A 14,988-nucleotide genomic window follows, 5' to 3' on the forward strand; every position below is an offset into this window, starting at 1 on the left:
GAGAATTACGACATCCTGTTCAACGGAGACGGAAGCGTTACCGTCGTCCACGCCCGCGGGACGATGGCTGACGGCACTGACAGGGTGCGCAACGTCGAGCTGCTCGCCTTCGCGAACGATACCGTCGACCTGACACAGCCGGTGATCGGCCTCGCCAACGATGACGCGTTCATCATCGACGAGAACGACGTGCTCTCCGGCAATCTGTTCGGAGACAATGGCTTCGGTTCGGACGACCCCTTGGGCGGTCCTCCGCTGACGATTACCGAGGTCAACGGCTCGGTCCTGAACCTGGGCACGACGATCGAGCTCGAATCGGGCGCCCTCCTGACGGTGAACGCCGACGGCTCCTTCGATTATGATACGGACGGCTCGTTCGATGAGACGCCGCTGCCGACGACCGGCGCCAGCAACACGCCCGCCACCGACACGTTCAGCTACACGCTGAACGGCGGCGCGACGGCTGTCGTCACCATCACCATCAATGGCCTCGACACCAATGATCTCATCCTCGGAACCGATGGCGCGGATGTCCTGACGCCCGACGGAGGCATCGACGAGGTCCAAGGCGGCCTGGGCGATGACACCTACGTCATCAACAACTCCGGACACCTGGTCGTCGAAGCGGCCGGCGAAGGCCAGGACCGGATCATCGCCAGCGTCAGTTACGTCCTTGCAGCCGATTCCCAGGTCGAGTTCATGTCGACCGACAATGCGGCAGGCTTGGCCCCGATCAACTTCACCGGCAATTCCGTGGCGCAGACGCTCGAAGGCAATGAAGGGGTTAACGTGCTGAACGGAGCGGGCGGCAGCGATGAGCTCTTCGGCCAGGGCGGGGCCGACGTCCTGTTCGGCGCCAGCGGCAATGACAACCTGGATGGGGGCGCCGACTCGGACACTATCGATGGCGGCGTAGGCAATGACCTTCTGATAGGCGGCGCAGGCGTCGACACAATGATCGGCGGTGCAGGCCATGATACCTTTGTCGTGGCCGATGTCGGAGATCTGGTGATTGAAGCTGGATCGGGCGGCAACGACACTGTCCAGAGTAGCGTCGCCGACTACATGCTGACGACACATGTCGAGCAGCTCAGGCTAACTGGCGTCGCTGATATTTTTGGCCGCGGCAACAGCGGAGCCAATCGGATTTACGGCAATAGCGGTGACAACTACCTGTTCGGATTCGGGGGGAACGATCGTATCGAAGGCGGAGCCGGTATCGACAACCTCTATGGGAACGCAGGAGCGGACGTCCTGGTCGGCGGCGCCGGCAGGGATACCTTCCGGTTCAACACGGCCTTGGGGGGCGGAAACGTCGATACAATTCAAGACTTCAATCCAGTGAACGAACGGATCGGACTCGATGCGGACATTTTCACCGGATCTGGCGGAAACGGCGTTCTTGCTGCCTCCCGTTTCAAGCTGTCTACCGCGCCGCTCGATGCCAACGATCGGATCATCTACAATCAGGCGAGCGGCAACATCTTCTTTGATCGGGACGGTTCGGGCTCGGCGGCCCCCATCCTGTTCGCCACGGTGTCCGACGGTACGATCCTCAACAACGCCGACTTCTTCATCTACGGCGCCTAGAGAAAGCCGCCGGCGAAGCCTCCTCCCGCTTGGCTTGGCTTCGCCGGCCGGCCTGCCTTGTCGGACCGGCCCTGGTCGGAACGATCGCCTCACCACCATCCGTCGTCGCGGAGTATGAGCCATGGCGACCATCGAGCGCCACTCCGATGAATACAGGCCCGACGAGAAGCCTCGGGTATCTTGCCCGCCTCCTCGCGAGCCTGCAACGCCATGGATCTCGACCGATCTGTGCCTTCCCGTCGGGGAGGTCCTGGTTCTGACAGAAGGCCGCTACGCCGTGGCCGTTCTGCTCAGGGGCGGCGACGATCCCGACGATCGTGGCGTGTTCATGGACGCGCGAAGCTGCGACTTCCTCCCGTGGCCGAGCTATTGGATGCCGCTCCCCGAAGCCGAAAGGTTGCCGCCCTCGGCGTCGGCGCTGCCCTTCCGTTCGCGCGATCCTCGGAACATCGCCGCGCCGGATTGACCGTGCATTCGGCTTTGGACCGCCCAGCACGGACAGAAGCCAGCGACATTTGCGGAAGGAGGCGCCCGCGGCCTGGGAGGAGACCCGCCGGAATGGCCGCGACTGCACCGCCAGTGGAGTTTTGCCCCGCGCGGCCGCTCCCTGGCACTTGCCGCAAACATCTAACTGGTCGTTTTCGCGGCCATGCCAGTAACTTACGTCGATCGGCGCGGAACCGACCGCAAGTAGGCTGGATCATGCAGGCTCGGATCGCGATGCTTGCGCCATTGCCCGAATATCATGAGAAGGACTCTTCATGCCTCACCCCCTTCCTCAGCTCGAGAAGCTGTTCCTCACCGATGGCGGCCTCGAGACCGACCTCCTGTTCAACCACGGGATCGAGCTCCCCGGCTTTTCAGCGATCATGCTTCTGCGCACCGATCAGGGCCGCGCCGCGCTCGACTCCTATTTCCGCGGCTATCTCGAATTTTCGCGACGGATCGGCCTTGGATTCGTCCTCGAGAGCGCGAGCTGGCGAGCAGGCGCGGACTGGGCTCCGCAGCTCGGCGTCACGCCGGCCGAGCTCGATCGCCTCAGCGCCCGTTCCGTCGAAATGCTGAAGGCGCTTCGCCGTGAATATGAGACGCCGGCAACGCCGGTCGTCGTCAGCGGCTGCATCGGCCCGCGGGGCGACGGCTACGATCCGGGACGGATCATGAGCCGGCAGGAAGCCGAGGATTATCATCTGCGTCAGGCGGCCGCCCTCGCAGCCGCCGGTCCCGACCTGCTCACGGCGATGACCCTCACCAACGTGAACGAAGCGATCGGAATTGCCCGTGCCGCGGAGAAGGTGGGCCTGCCCGTCGTCATCTCGTTCACTGTAGAAACCGACGGAAGGCTGCCGACCGGTGATAGGCTTGGCGCCGCGATCCAGACGGTCGATCAGGCAAGCGCCGGATATCCGGCTTACTTCATGATCAACTGCGCCCATCCCAGCCACTTCGAGGAGGCCCTGGCGAAGGGCGGAAGTTGGACACGCCGAATCCGTGGCCTGCGCGCCAACGCGTCCAAGTGCAGCCATGCGGAGCTCGATGCGATGACAGACCTTGACGCCGGCAATCCGTCCGAGCTCGGCGAAGACTATCGGCGACTGCTGGGCCTGATGCCGCATCTCACCGTCCTCGGCGGCTGCTGCGGCACCGATCAGCGTCACATCGAGGCAATCGCCGAAGCATGTCTGGAATTGGCCTGAGCCTCCTGCTCGAGTGAGCCGCAAAGCCCGCCGCCGATCGGTTGACCACGCCGCCGCCGAGAGGCCGGCTGCTCGATCGCCACCGGCGTTCGATCCTCCTGGGCCGAGCGGGACGGATCTCATGCTTGAGCCCCGCCCTCGCCCACATTACACCGCCGCTTCGATGCCGACCGCCGAGCCTTTCCCGCACCGCCACCTGCTCGGCATCGAAGGCCTATCCGCCGCCGACCTGACTCGGATCCTCGACGAAGCCGAGCCCTGGGTGGGTTTCAACCGCGGCGCGCGAAAAGCCGATCAGCGTCTCGCCGGGTTGACCCAGATCAACGCCTTCTTCGAAAATTCTACCCGCACGCTCTTCTCGTTCGAGATCGCCGGTAAACGGCTCGGCGCGCAAGTGTCGAACTTCCACCCTGCCGCCTCCAGTGTGCGCAAGGGCGAGAGTCTGATCGACACGGCCCTGACCCTCAATGCGATGTGCCCGGATCTGCTCGTCATCCGCCATGAAGCGGTGGGCGCGGCGGCGGACGTGGCGGCGGTGATGGGTTGCCCGGTGATCAATGCCGGCGACGGTCGAGGCGAGCACCCTACGCAGGCGCTCCTGGACGCGCTCACCATTCGCCGCCGGTTCGGCCGCATCGCCGGCCTCAAGGTGGCGATCTGCGGCGACATCCGCCACAGTCGCGTCGCCAATTCGAACATGCGATCCCTGCCCCTGCTCGGCGCAGAATTGCGCCTGGTCGGGCCCGAGGCGCTGCTGCCGACCTCACTTCCGACCGGCGCGTCCGCGTTCACGGATCTGGATGAAGGGGTGGAAGGCGCGGACGTGGTGATGATGCTGCGCATCCAGCGCGAGCGCATGGCGCCGGAGATCGCCAATTCCCTCGGCGACTACCATGGGCGCTACGGCCTCACCTCGGCGCGGTTGAAGCGCGCAGCGCCGCACGCCATCGTCATGCATCCCGGGCCGATGAACCGCGGTATCGAGATTGATGGCGATGTCGCCGACGACCGCCGCCGCTCGGTCATTCTCGATCAGGTCGAACACGGCGTCGCGGTGCGAATGGCGTGCCTCGATCTGCTCACGCGGCAGAGGCGTGGCTAAGTCTTCGTTCCAATCCAATATTTCGAGGCCGTCGAGCTTTTCCGCCCGATCCGGAAGATAGCGCGGATTCGCACCCCTGTCCGCACAGCGCCGCTAGAGAGCACGAACAAGGCGGCGGGCCTCGGCTGCCGGCGCCCGAAAGAGGAACCGATACAGGTCAGACGTTGCGGTCGCGGCCTTCGGCATAGCGGGCAGCCCAGCGGACCGAGGCGTCGCCGGCATTGTGGCGCACGAAACAGGCGCCCCCGCGCGTCCGGATCGCTCCGCACAGTCTGGCCGCCTCGGCCTGCGTGGCAAAGCCGGAGACGGAGACTCGATGAAGCGTACGCCCGTTGATGTCGATCGTCGTCGTCAAGGGAACATGGCCCGCCAGGGCGAATCGACGCTCGGCCTGTTGCCAGGCGCGTTCGGCATTGTCTTCGTTGCTGAAGGCGCCGAGCTGGACGACGAAGGGGCTGTTCCCACGACGCACGCCAGCTCCGTGACGCGGCGCATCGCGCTCGAACAAGGGCGCCGGCAACGGCGCCGAAACGGTGCGCGCGACGGCACTCTGGGGTCGGATCAGCGTCCGCGCGGCGGCGGCATAACGGACCGGCGCCGCGCTCTCCTGGGGCTGAGCGGGAGTCTCGGGGGCGGGAAGATAATAAGAAGGTGCCTGTTCGGCGACTTCGATGGGTCCCGTGTCCGCCGGCTCGGCAGGCAGGCCCCAGTTCGAATCGGCCTCCACCGGCGTGGTCTGTGCGAAGGCGTCTGCGAAGGTCGCGGTTTCTGCCTCCGCATAGGCCGTGGCCGGCTCCGGGGCGGACGGGGCCAAGGCGAGGCGGACCGGCTGGCCCGGATCGGCGACCGGGGTCACGCCGAGCAGGCTGGCCACCTGCATGGCGGCTGCGCCGGGCGTGGCGAGAGCCGCCCATTGCTGCAGTCGAGGGCCCAGGTCGGCCGGCGAGACGTCCTGCGCGGCGACAGCGCGGGCGCGGCGCCAGTCGCCGGCGAGCGCATAGGACAAAGCGAGGTTCTGGCGCAGCCGGGGGCTTGCGCTGAGGCTGCGGGCGGCGGGCTCGAGGATCTCGATGGCGCGCTCCGGCAAGCCGGCCAGCGCATAGGCAAGTCCGAGGTCGGCGGGCGAGGCCCGGCCCGACAGACCATCGAGTTGCGCCACCGCCGCTTGGGGGCGGCCGAGCCCGATTTCCATCAGGGACAGGCTCAGCCCGGCACGGATGTTGGACGGGTCGAGCTCCAGGACATCGGCGAAAGTGGCGCGCGCCGCCTGAAAGCGGCCGCTCTTCATGTAGATGTCGGCAAGGAACAGGCGATAGCCGGCGTCGCGCGGCGAGGCGGCGACTGCATTCTCCATCGCCGCGACGGCTTGCGACAACTGCCCCTGCTGAAGCGCGCGGGCGGCCTGCTCGTGCAGCCGCGCCGCTTCGCGTGCGCTCTGCGAATCGTCGGCAGTGGCCGTCACCAGGCGACGCATCGCCTCGGACTGGGCCGTGCAGGCGACCATCGTCATGCTGACGATGATCGTCGACGCCGCGATCTCGAAGGCGGTCCTGTTCATCGCTGTCTCTCCGTCAGTTCCGCTTGGCGCCGGCCGAACCGGCCTTCGCCGGCACCCGCGATGCGAGCGCCTCGATTTCGGGGATGTCGGTCAGGGCGGCGTCGAGCGCACTGGTCACGATCTGTTGCGCCGAGCGGCCGGTGACGGCACAGGCAAGGCGCAGGCGCAGGTGTCGGTCGGGATCGAGCCGCAAGGTGAAGGCGGCTTTCCGCCCGCCTTTCGGCGCGGCCCGCTTGGGCAGCGGCACGACCTCTGCCCGCCCCGCTTGTGCCTTCTTCGCCGGAATGCCGGGCTCGGATGCACCGCCGTTGCCGTCGTCGGATTCCTCGCTGCCGTCGAAGCGCTCGAGGATCGCGCGCTGCTGCGCGACGACCGAATAATCCTCCTCGGACGCCTGAGCGGGCCGCGCTCCGCCCGGTCGGGCAGGCCCGCTCGTCGCCTCGGATTCGCCTTCCTCTTCCTCGCCGTAAAAGGCTTCGGGATCGATCTCGCCCGTACGCGGCGCTGGCGTAAGGGCCGTGATCGGGCTCGGCACATGCTCGGGAACAGGGGCAGCGGTCGGCTGCTCCGTGACCGGATCGTAGCCCATGTCGTTCCAGCCGAGGTCTTCGAGGCTGCCATAAGCCTGCGGGCGCATCGCCGGCTTGGCGGCGCCCTTGCGGGCCAGCAGTCCCGAGGAGAGGGAGGCGTAGAGTCTTGAATCGTTCATCGCCGCTACCCCTCTCACTGGCCGATCACGCGGCGCCCGAAGCCCGCCGCGGGACGCGGCGCCATCGAGTGATGGAGCACCTGGCCGCCCGGTGCGGCAAAGACGGTACGCCGGAAATTCTTCTCGAGCCGGTCGGAGATATAGGTCCACAACTCCTCGACCTCCCTGGCCGAACGGCCATTGGGGTCGACTTCCATGACCGTGCGGCCGTCGATCATCGAGGCGGCGAAATCGGTGCGATGGTGCAGTGTCACCGGCGCAACGGTGCCGTGCTGCGACAGCGCGACAGCGGCTTCATAGGTGATCTTGGCCTTGGGCGTGGCCGCATTGACGACGAAGATCAGAGGCTTGCCGGCACGCTCGCAAAGGTCGACCGTGGCGCCGACGGCGCGAAGATCGTGCGGGCTCGGCCGCGTCGGAATGACGATCAACTCGGCAACCTGGATGACGCTCTGGATCGCGATGGTGATGGCGGGCGGCGTGTCGATGACCGCCAGGCGAAAGCCCTGCTGGCGCAGCACTTCCAGGTCGGCGCCGAGGCGCGCGACCGTGGTCTGGGCGAAAGCTGGGCTCTCGTCCTCGCGCTCGTTCCACCAGTCGGCAAGCGATCCCTGCGGATCGATGTCGATCAGGCAGACCGGGCCATAGCCGGCGCGGTGCGCCTGAACGGCGAGATGGCCGGAAAGGGTGGTCTTCCCCGATCCGCCCTTCTGAGAGGATAGTGCCAGAACGCGCATGAATTTTCCCTCGGCTCCCACGCTCGAACCGCGGGTTTCGCTTGTCGGAGCTAAAATCCGGTTAACGTTCAGTCAGGGAAGCGGCCAAGCGCGGCCGCTCGCCGATGCTCGATCGACGGCCCGCGGATCGTCGCCGCGGTCCTTCTCGCTGCCAGCGCAAGCCAGGCCGACGCGATTCCGCTCGGTCCGAAATCGCTCTATGCTAAGAGGGCGTTAAGCAGTCGGGCCATAGAGATTGCGCGAATTTCCGGTGGAGGCAGCCAATTATGACCAGCAAGCGAGCCCTCTGGGCCTTCGCCGCCGCGGCGGCGATCCTCGCAAGCGCACCTGCATCGGCGCAGAGCGTCGAAGCCGGAGTCGCCGCGTGGCAGGCGGGCGACTATGACGCCGCGGTGCGCGCATGGCGGCCGCTCGCCGATCGCGGCGACGAGGACGCACAGTTCAACCTCGGCCATGCCTACCGGCTCGGTCGCGGCGTGCCGCGCAACATGCCGCTCGCCGAGCAATGGTATGAGCGGGCGGCGCGCTCGGGTCATCTCGAGGCGCAGGCGATGTACGGGCTGATCCTGTTCCAGAATGGCCGTCGCCAGGAAGCGATGCCCTTCGTCGAGCGTGCGGCCGAAGGCGGGGATGCGCGCGCGCAATATGTCTACGGCACGGCTTTGTTCAACGGCGATGCGGTGGAGCGGGATCTTCCGCGCGCCTTCGCCTTCATGAGCCTGGCGGCCAGGGAGGGGCTGCCGTACGCGCAGAGTCAGCTCGCCGAGATGGAGCAGCACATTCCCGTCGCCGACCGCGCCCGCGGCGCCGAACTGGCCGCAGCGATGGCGAGCCGGGCGGGCGGTGACGGTCCCACGCGGGTCGCCGCCGCGGTCGCTCCGCCGCTTGCGCCCGCGCGGACGAACACGCCCCGGATTGCGACCACGAGCGTACCCCCGTCGGCGGTCGCCGAAAATCCGTCCGCCGGCGCTGCGCCGCCGCAGAGCGCCGCCGCCACCCGGACCGAGACGGCCGCCCGCCCGACGCGAACCGAACCTGCCGGCCGGGCGGAGACGCGAGCTGCGCCGCCCGCCGCCGCTTCCAGCCGCTGGCGCGTTCAGCTCGGCGCCTTCAGCAACGACGCCAATGCCCGCCGCGCGTGGGACGCCTTGTCGGGCAGGCTGAACGGCTTGCAGCCCTTCTATGTCCGTGCCGGCAATCTGGTGCGCCTGCAGGCCGGACCGCTGCCCAGCCGCGCGGCGGCTCAGCAGGCTTGCGCAAGTCTGCGCGGTCAGGGCTGCTTCCCGGTCGCGCCTTAACCGATTGTTTGCCGGCCGGACCTATCCCCGCCCCGAATGGGGAGCGGATGGCGGCTGTACGAAGCTTTGAGGGTAGAACGCGCATGGCGTCGCGCTGGCGACGGCGGCGCATGTGCGTGCTCGTTGCGGGCCGGCCGGCTCCGGCCGCGCTGCGCGACGTGTGCGCGACCGGCGCCTTCGTCGAGACGGCGCTTCGCCCGAAGGTGGGAAGCTGGGTCGAACTCAGGCACCCCGAAGCCGGAATCATAAATGGAAGCGTCCGTGCGGTAGCTCCCGATGGCATCGCCATTGCCTTCACCTGCGGCGAGCGCTCGGTCGCCTTCGCTTTGGCCGCCATCGCCGCCGACATGAGCCGCCCTTCGATGTAGGCGCCGTCAGCCGGCCCGCTCGTCCGGACGTCATCCCGACTACGGCGGGGATCCAAGCTGTCGGCCAGAATAAGGCCGACCTTCGGAATTGGATCGGACCGATCGCCGCCGGGCGAAGCAGGGATGGAATCCGGATCTAGCCGCCTATGTCCCCTTCCACAAACCGGCTCATTCCACCCAGGCCGCCCGCGGAATCCCCTGGAGATAGAGCAAGGCCGTGAGATCGTTCGCCGCGATGCGCGCATCGGCCGCCGCGGCGACCGCCGGTTTGGCGTGGTAGGCGACCCCGAGGCCTGCAGCCTCGAGCATGGGAATGTCGTTGGCACCGTCTCCGACGGCGAGGATCTCGTTCCGATCGATGCCGAGCCGCGCCGCCGCCTCCAGCATCGCCTCGAGCTTGCCCTGGGCCCCGAAGACTGGCTTGCCGACCGTGCCGGTAAGTTTTCCGCCGTCGATGTCGAGCCGGTTGGCGGCGACCGAATCGAAGCCGATTGCCTCGGCCACCGGCTCGGCGAAGCGGGTGAAGCCACCCGAGACGAGCAGGCAGAAGGCGCCGCGGGCGCGCATCGTCCGGACGAGGGTCCGGGCGCCCGGCATGAGCGTCACCCTTTCCTCCCGGCAGCGGTCGATTGCCGCTTCGTCCAGTCCGCGCAGCAGCCTGACGCGTGCGTCGAGTGCGGCTTCGAAGTCGAGTTCACCGCGCATCGCTTGCTCGGTGACCGCTGCGACCTCCGCCTTGACCCCGGCGAAGTCGGCCAGCTCGTCGATGCACTCGACCGTGATCATCGTCGAATCCATGTCAGCGGCGAGCAGCTTGCGAGTCCGGCTCGCAATCGCCTGGACGACGATGTCGATCCCGTCGAACCGTCGCTCAAGTGCGGCTCGCGCCGCTCCGACCTCGCCGGAAAAGGGAAGGTCGCAGGCGCTGCCCTCCTCAATCCAGAGCGGCGCCGAGGTCGCGACGCCCGCCGCGCGCAGCGCATCCGACGCCGCGGAAATATCCCCGCGGCCCAGACGATCCGCTGCTATCAACGTCGCGATGAACAAGCCTGCCTCCCAAATGCCGCCGCTGGCGCTCATTGCAGGCCCGACCGCGAGCGGCAAGTCGGCGCTCGCGCTTCGGCTTGCCGAAGCGACCGGCGGCGTGATCGTCAACGCCGACAGCGCCCAGGTCTATCGCGACCTGCGCATCGTGTCGGCCCGGCCCGGACCGGACGACGAAGCGCGCGTGCCGCACCGCCTCTACGGCTATCGCGACGGCGCCGAAGCCTGCTCAGCGGGCGTCTGGGCGGCCGACGCCAGAGCGGCGATCGCCGACGTTCATCGCAGCGGCCGGCTTCCGATCCTGGCCGGCGGCACGGGCCTCTACATCCGCACCCTCATCGACGGGATCGCGCCGGTGCCGCCGATCGATCCGGACGTTCGCTCGGCGGTCCGGGCGATGCGCGTCGCCGACGCCCATGAAGCCCTGACGCGCGAGGATCCCGAAGCCGCGGCCCGGATCCGCCCGAGCGACACGATGCGGACGGCCCGGGCGCTCGAAGTCCTGCGCTCCACCGGCCGGACGCTGAAGGATTGGCAGCGGGATAAGGCAGGCGGAATCGGCGACGCCGTGGCGCTCGCTCCCCTCATCCTGCTCCCGCCACGCGATTGGCTTCACGCACGCTGCGACTCCCGATTCGATGAAATGTTTTCAGAAGAAGGTGTTGCGGAAGTAAGTTCGCTCTTGGAACGAAATCTTCCGCTCGCCGCGCCGGTGATGCGCGCGATCGGCGTTCCAGAAATCGCGGCCTGGCTCCGCGGCGAGATGGACCGCGAGGAGGCGATCCGCGTCGGGCGGACGTCGACCCGCCGATATGCCAAGCGCCAATATACCTGGTTCAACCACCAGCCCCCCGCCGTCTGGCCCCGCTTCCGCGAAGCCCTCGAAGGGCTCCGAATCGACCAGGCGCTGGCGGCACTGACCGATTCCGTCGGATGAGCCGGCCGGATCGAGGGCTTTCACCTATCCCTCCATTGCCGCTCCCGTCGTAATCCCCTACCCCGCCGGGATGCGCGCCTATTTCGATGCCGACGCCGACCCCGGACTGATCCGCGGCCGCCGTGTCGCGATCCTGGGCTATGGCAATCAGGGCCGGGCCCAGGCACTCAACCTCCGCGACAGCGGCGTGGCGGTGACGGTCGGCCTTCCTCTCGGATCGCGAAGCCGCGAGCGTGCAGCCGCCGACGGGTTTGACGTCATGACGGCGGCGGCCGCCGCGGCCAAGGCCGACGTGGCCATGATGCTTGCGCCCGACGAGCTCCAGGCGCCCCTCTACGCCGAGGCCGTTGCGCCAAATCTTCGCCCCGCGGCGGCGCTCGGCTTCGCCCACGGGCTGAACATCCGCTTCGGGCTGGTCGAGCCGCGCCGGGACCTCGACGTCTTCCTCGTCGCGCCCAAGGGGCCCGGAACTGCACTTCGCACCGAATATGAACAAGGTCGCGGACTCGTCTCGCTATTTGCCGTGGGCCAGGATGCGAGCGGAAATGGCGAGGCCCTGGCCTTGTCCTATGCCTGTGCCATCGGCAGCGGACGGGTCGGGATCCTGCCCACCACCTTTGCCGAGGAGTGCGAGGCGGATCTGTTCAACGAAGCCGCCGTGCTGTGGGGGGCGATACCGGAGCTGATCCAGGCGGGCTTCGAAACGCTCGTCGAAGCGGGCTATGCTCCGGAAGTCGCGTATTTCGAATGTCTTACAGAGATAAAGCTCATAGCCGATCTCATCTATGAGCGGGGCATAGCGGGAATGCGGGAAGCCATCTCGAACACGGCCGAGTTCGGCGCGCTCATCGGCGGTCAGCGGATCGTCACCCCCCGCACGAGAACGGAGATGCGACGCCTACTGGAAGAGGTCAGAAGCGGGCGGCTGGTGCGCGCCCTGGTGGACGATGCCGCTGCCGGCTACCCGCGGCTGTCGGCCTCGCGCGCACGCGCTCGCGCGCATCCGATCGAGGCGGTCGGAAAGCGGGTGCGGGACCTCAAGCCTGAATGAACCGCCTCGCTGCCGCGCCGGCAGCGTTCAAAGCCGCCCCGGCAGAAAGGTGGGCCGCCATTTGCCGGGATCGAAGCGGTCGGTCGCCACCTTCGGCGCCCCTTCCAGGTCAGAAGGCTCCGGCAGCGCCCTTCCCTGAGCGACATAGCCCTGCAACACCGCCTCGAGCACCGGCCGGGCATTTTCCAGAACCTCCTGCTCGGTCTCGCCGCAGACGACGGCCTCCGGCACGTCCGGAAAGCGGACGAGAATTCCGGCATGGTCGAGCTTTATGATCCGAACCGGATAGGCAGGCATCCGCGTCTCCTGAAGCTCGTGGCCCAATGACTCTGGACACCGGCAAGTTCCATCGCAGGCCGCCGCGAGGAACGGTCACGGCACTCAGGCCGCGTCGCGCAGCCGGCCCACGATGAAAGTCTCGAGCGCCTCTGCGGAGATCGGCTTGCCGATGTGCCAGCCCTGCGCCGTATCGCAGCCCATCGTCGCCAGCAGCTGGAGGCACTCGGCATCCTCCACCCCTTCGGCCACGACCTTCATCCCCAGCTCGTGGGCAAGGGCGATGGTGGATCGGACCATGATCGCATTGCGTCGATCGGCCACCAGCGAGCGAACGAAGCTCATGTCGATCTTCAGCTCCGTCGCGGGCAGCTTCTGAAGATAGCCGAGCGAGGACTGGCCGGTACCATAGTCGTCGATCGATATTTTCAGGCCCAGCGCGCGCCAGCTCTCGAGCGCGGCGATCGCGCGCTCCGGCTCCTTCATCGCGGCCGATTCGGTCACTTCGATAGTGATCCGTTCCGCCGGCAGCGCGACCGAACTGAGCCGATCGCGAAGCAATTCGACGAATTCCGTGTCGAGCAGCAGGGTCGCCGAGACGTTGACGGCCACGCCGATGTCGAGGCCGCAGGCGCGCCAGTGCATCGCGTCCGCGACCGCGCGATCGAACACGTGCAGAGTAAGATCTCGGGCGCGGCCATGCTCCTCGACCAATGGAATGAACCGGTCCGGCCCGATCGGGCCACGCTCCGCATGGTGCCAGCGCACCAGCGCCTCGACGGACATGATCCGGCCCGAGGCGAGATCGAGCTTCGGCTGGTAGGCGTTCCACAGATGGCCCGCGGCCATCGCGGCATCGAGCTCTCCCAGCAGCGACAGGTGCCAGTTCGTCTCTTCGCTCGAATCCTCGCAGAACCAGGCCCAGCGCCGCGCATCGCGTCCGGCGCGAACGGCTGCCAGCGAGGCGTTGGCGACCTGCTGCTTCGCTCCGCCTTCGGCCGGCTCGGCCAGGCCGACGGCCAGCGTGACGTCCACCAGGCGGCCGCAGTCGATCGGCGTGCGCATCAGCGCGATCAGGGTTTCCAGCCGCTCCTCGAGCTCCGCTTCGTCGGCGCTTCGTTCGATCCAGGCCAGCCGATCCTCATCGATCCGGTGGATCGGCTGTCCATGACCGAACGCGAGCCGATCGGCGACCCGATGAATGAGGTTGGCGGTCGCCGCAGGCCCCAATCCGGCGGCGATCGCAGCGAAGCGCTCGATGCGCGCGACCACCGCCACGCCGCCCTTCCCCGCTTCGGCCGCGCGCTCGAACGCCGCCAGGTTCGGCAGGCCCGTGTCGGCATCGGTGAAGGCGCGCCGGCGGAAGCGGGCGGCGATGTCGAGGAAGAGCATGATGGCCGCCGCAACGCTCAGCGCCGCCAGCGCCGGCGCGAGCGGAAAGGAGATCCTCGCGAAATGTTCGCCTGCGAGCGGGAAGGCGAGAATGATGAGCGTCCCGGCGAGAAAACCGAGCAGGCGCGCCGACCCACTCCCCCGGCTCACGCCCGGGATCAGGATCAGGGCCAGCAGCAACGGCCATAGTCCGCTCGCCTCGACCGGCACCGGGCCGGCAAGCAGGGTTTCGGCGGCAAGCGCCTGAATGACGACGCCCGGAATCACGCCATGGCCCGGCACCGGATAGCGATCGCCCATCTCGATGGCGGTGGCACCGATCAGGATCCTCTTGCCGCGCAGCTGCTCGGCGCCAACCGATCCTCGAAGGACGTCGATGAAGCTGTGATGCGGGATGGAAGCGGGCTCGATCGAATAGTCGATCGGAAAGGAGAGGCCCGCTTCGGCGGGCTTCTCGGCGATCATGCTCGCCAGAGACGGCCGAGGAACGCCCGCGGTCTCGAGGCCGAGCGGCATACGGCGGACCATGCCGTCGGGGTCGGAAACGACATTCACCAGAGCAAGAAAACTATGATCTCTCAACGGCTCGACGGGGAGATTGTCGACGAAACGCGAACTTCCCGCCGACTCCGGCTGGCGTAGCGTCGGGAGGATAACGCCGCCGCCGGCACGCTGCAGCGCGGCGGCGAAGGCCTCGTCGTCGGCGGCGTTGGAGCTGGCGGAAAAGTCGACGTCGAAGGCGATGCTGCGGACGCCGGCGGCGTGGAGACGGTCGACCAGGTCGGCGTGGTACCGGCGCGGCCAGGGCCAGACGCTGATCGCCTCCAGGCTCTTCCGGTCTATCTCGACGATGTGGATCTCGCCGCTTGCGGAATGGCTCCTGATCCCGTCCCGCACGACCGCCAGCACACGGTCGATTCCGACGCCCGCGCCACTGGCAAGGACGGCGAATCCAACCAGGACCGCCGTGACCTCTGCGAGGCCGAAGCGGCCGCTCGCCAGCCGGCCGAGGGTTCGGCGGATCATAGCCTACGCGCTTCGAGCAGCCACGACGTCATCCACGCTTAGCCGCCATCACGGCCGCGGCCACCGCCGTTGCCGGGGATTCTGCCGTCGTCGCCATCATCGTCATCCCCGCGGCCGCCGCCGTTGCCAGGATTGCCGTCGTCGTCGCCATCATCGTCATTGCCATGGCCGTTATTGCCGTCGTCGTCGTCATCCCCGCGGCC

Annotated in this window: 14 protein-coding genes; 8 read left to right on the forward strand and 6 right to left on the reverse strand. The window is 67.7% G+C overall.

Going from position 1 to position 14,988, the window contains the following annotated elements; translation table 11 throughout:
- Nucleotides 1–141: 141 nt before the first annotated feature.
- From EKM57_RS21455 to EKM57_RS21470, 4 genes are all read left to right on the forward strand, one after another.
- Nucleotides 142–1,590, forward strand: coding sequence for a VCBS domain-containing protein (locus tag EKM57_RS21455; RefSeq protein ID WP_165357613.1), 1,449 nt, complete (start codon nucleotides 142–144; stop codon nucleotides 1,588–1,590).
- A 277-nt stretch (nucleotides 1,591–1,867) separates the two neighbouring features.
- Nucleotides 1,868–2,056: a hypothetical protein gene (locus EKM57_RS21460; protein ID WP_129794587.1), complete on the forward strand. Its 189-nt coding sequence runs from the start codon at nucleotides 1,868–1,870 to the stop codon at nucleotides 2,054–2,056.
- Between the two features lie 295 nt (nucleotides 2,057–2,351).
- The gene (locus EKM57_RS21465; RefSeq protein WP_129794588.1) at nucleotides 2,352–3,287 is read left to right on the forward strand and encodes a homocysteine S-methyltransferase family protein; all 936 of its coding nucleotides are present in this window, start codon (nucleotides 2,352–2,354) and stop codon (nucleotides 3,285–3,287) included.
- 163 nt (nucleotides 3,288–3,450) lie between these two features.
- The gene (locus EKM57_RS21470; protein ID WP_129794589.1) at nucleotides 3,451–4,389 is read left to right on the forward strand and encodes an aspartate carbamoyltransferase catalytic subunit; all 939 of its coding nucleotides are present in this window, start codon (nucleotides 3,451–3,453) and stop codon (nucleotides 4,387–4,389) included.
- A gap of 157 nt (nucleotides 4,390–4,546) precedes the next feature.
- Here the strand turns inward: EKM57_RS21470 and EKM57_RS21475 are convergent, their stop codons facing one another.
- From EKM57_RS21475 to EKM57_RS21485, 3 genes are read right to left on the reverse strand one after another with little or no spacing between them, the layout of a single operon-like run.
- Nucleotides 4,547–5,947, reverse strand: coding sequence for an SPOR domain-containing protein (locus EKM57_RS21475; RefSeq protein ID WP_129794590.1), 1,401 nt, complete (start codon nucleotides 5,945–5,947; stop codon nucleotides 4,547–4,549).
- 13 nt (nucleotides 5,948–5,960) lie between these two features.
- Nucleotides 5,961–6,656: a hypothetical protein gene (locus tag EKM57_RS21480; protein ID WP_129794591.1), complete on the reverse strand. Its 696-nt coding sequence runs from the start codon at nucleotides 6,654–6,656 to the stop codon at nucleotides 5,961–5,963.
- Between the two features lie 14 nt (nucleotides 6,657–6,670).
- Entirely contained in the window at nucleotides 6,671–7,393 is a 723-nt protein-coding gene (locus EKM57_RS21485; protein ID WP_129794592.1) for a ParA family protein, read from the reverse strand.
- Between the two features lie 266 nt (nucleotides 7,394–7,659).
- Between EKM57_RS21485 and EKM57_RS21490 the strand changes: the two genes are divergently transcribed.
- Nucleotides 7,660–8,691: an SPOR domain-containing protein gene (locus EKM57_RS21490; protein WP_129794593.1), complete on the forward strand. Its 1,032-nt coding sequence runs from the start codon at nucleotides 7,660–7,662 to the stop codon at nucleotides 8,689–8,691.
- Nucleotides 8,692–8,774: 83 nt separating this feature from the next.
- Nucleotides 8,775–9,059, forward strand: coding sequence for a hypothetical protein (locus EKM57_RS21495; RefSeq protein ID WP_243451189.1), 285 nt, complete (start codon nucleotides 8,775–8,777; stop codon nucleotides 9,057–9,059).
- A gap of 168 nt (nucleotides 9,060–9,227) precedes the next feature.
- On the opposite strand, the gene serB is transcribed toward EKM57_RS21495, so the two are convergent.
- On the reverse strand, nucleotides 9,228–10,106 hold the full coding sequence (gene serB / locus EKM57_RS21500; RefSeq protein ID WP_129794595.1) for a phosphoserine phosphatase SerB: 879 nt from the start codon (nucleotides 10,104–10,106) through the stop codon (nucleotides 9,228–9,230).
- Here serB and miaA point away from each other — a divergent pair.
- Both miaA and ilvC read left to right on the forward strand, forming a co-directional pair.
- Entirely contained in the window at nucleotides 10,099–11,040 is a 942-nt protein-coding gene (miaA, locus tag EKM57_RS21505) for a tRNA (adenosine(37)-N6)-dimethylallyltransferase MiaA (RefSeq protein WP_129794596.1), read from the forward strand. The two genes, serB and miaA, sit on opposite strands and share 8 nt — an antisense overlap.
- Before the next feature lie 70 nt (nucleotides 11,041–11,110).
- Complete coding sequence (ilvC, locus tag EKM57_RS21510) at nucleotides 11,111–12,091, forward strand: ketol-acid reductoisomerase (protein WP_129794597.1); 981 nt, start codon at nucleotides 11,111–11,113, stop codon at nucleotides 12,089–12,091.
- 27 nt (nucleotides 12,092–12,118) lie between these two features.
- On the opposite strand, the gene EKM57_RS21515 is transcribed toward ilvC, so the two are convergent.
- Complete coding sequence (locus EKM57_RS21515; protein WP_129794598.1) at nucleotides 12,119–12,388, reverse strand: type II toxin-antitoxin system HicB family antitoxin; 270 nt, start codon at nucleotides 12,386–12,388, stop codon at nucleotides 12,119–12,121.
- 84 nt (nucleotides 12,389–12,472) lie between these two features.
- Nucleotides 12,473–14,785 carry a bifunctional diguanylate cyclase/phosphodiesterase gene (locus EKM57_RS21520; protein WP_129794599.1) on the reverse strand — a complete coding sequence of 771 codons (2,313 nt, stop codon included), beginning with the start codon at nucleotides 14,783–14,785 and terminating at the stop codon, nucleotides 12,473–12,475.
- Between the last annotated feature and the right edge of the window lie 203 nt (nucleotides 14,786–14,988).

The organism is Sphingosinicella sp. CPCC 101087 (genome assembly GCF_004151485.1).
In the GTDB taxonomy this organism is placed as follows: Bacteria; Pseudomonadota; Alphaproteobacteria; order Sphingomonadales; family Sphingomonadaceae; genus Allosphingosinicella.

Excerpts from the sequence above, each read along its gene's own strand:
- EKM57_RS21465 (WP_129794588.1), top strand. The coding sequence starts at position 2,352 with ATGCCTCACCCCCTTCCTCAGCTCGAGAAGCTGTTCCTCACCGATGGC.
- EKM57_RS21470 (WP_129794589.1), top strand. The coding sequence starts at position 3,451 with ATGCCGACCGCCGAGCCTTTCCCGCACCGCCACCTGCTCGGCATCGAA.
- EKM57_RS21475 (WP_129794590.1), bottom strand. The coding sequence starts at position 5,947 with ATGAACAGGACCGCCTTCGAGATCGCGGCGTCGACGATCATCGTCAGC.
- EKM57_RS21480 (WP_129794591.1), bottom strand. The coding sequence starts at position 6,656 with ATGAACGATTCAAGACTCTACGCCTCCCTCTCCTCGGGACTGCTGGCC.
- EKM57_RS21485 (WP_129794592.1), bottom strand. The coding sequence starts at position 7,393 with ATGCGCGTTCTGGCACTATCCTCTCAGAAGGGCGGATCGGGGAAGACC.
- EKM57_RS21490 (WP_129794593.1), top strand. The coding sequence starts at position 7,660 with ATGACCAGCAAGCGAGCCCTCTGGGCCTTCGCCGCCGCGGCGGCGATC.
- EKM57_RS21495 (WP_243451189.1), top strand. The coding sequence starts at position 8,775 with ATGGCGTCGCGCTGGCGACGGCGGCGCATGTGCGTGCTCGTTGCGGGC.
- miaA (WP_129794596.1), top strand. The coding sequence starts at position 10,099 with ATGAACAAGCCTGCCTCCCAAATGCCGCCGCTGGCGCTCATTGCAGGC.
- ilvC (WP_129794597.1), top strand. The coding sequence starts at position 11,111 with ATGCGCGCCTATTTCGATGCCGACGCCGACCCCGGACTGATCCGCGGC.
- EKM57_RS21515 (WP_129794598.1), bottom strand. The coding sequence starts at position 12,388 with ATGCCTGCCTATCCGGTTCGGATCATAAAGCTCGACCATGCCGGAATT.
- EKM57_RS21520 (WP_129794599.1), bottom strand. The coding sequence starts at position 14,785 with ATGATCCGCCGAACCCTCGGCCGGCTGGCGAGCGGCCGCTTCGGCCTC.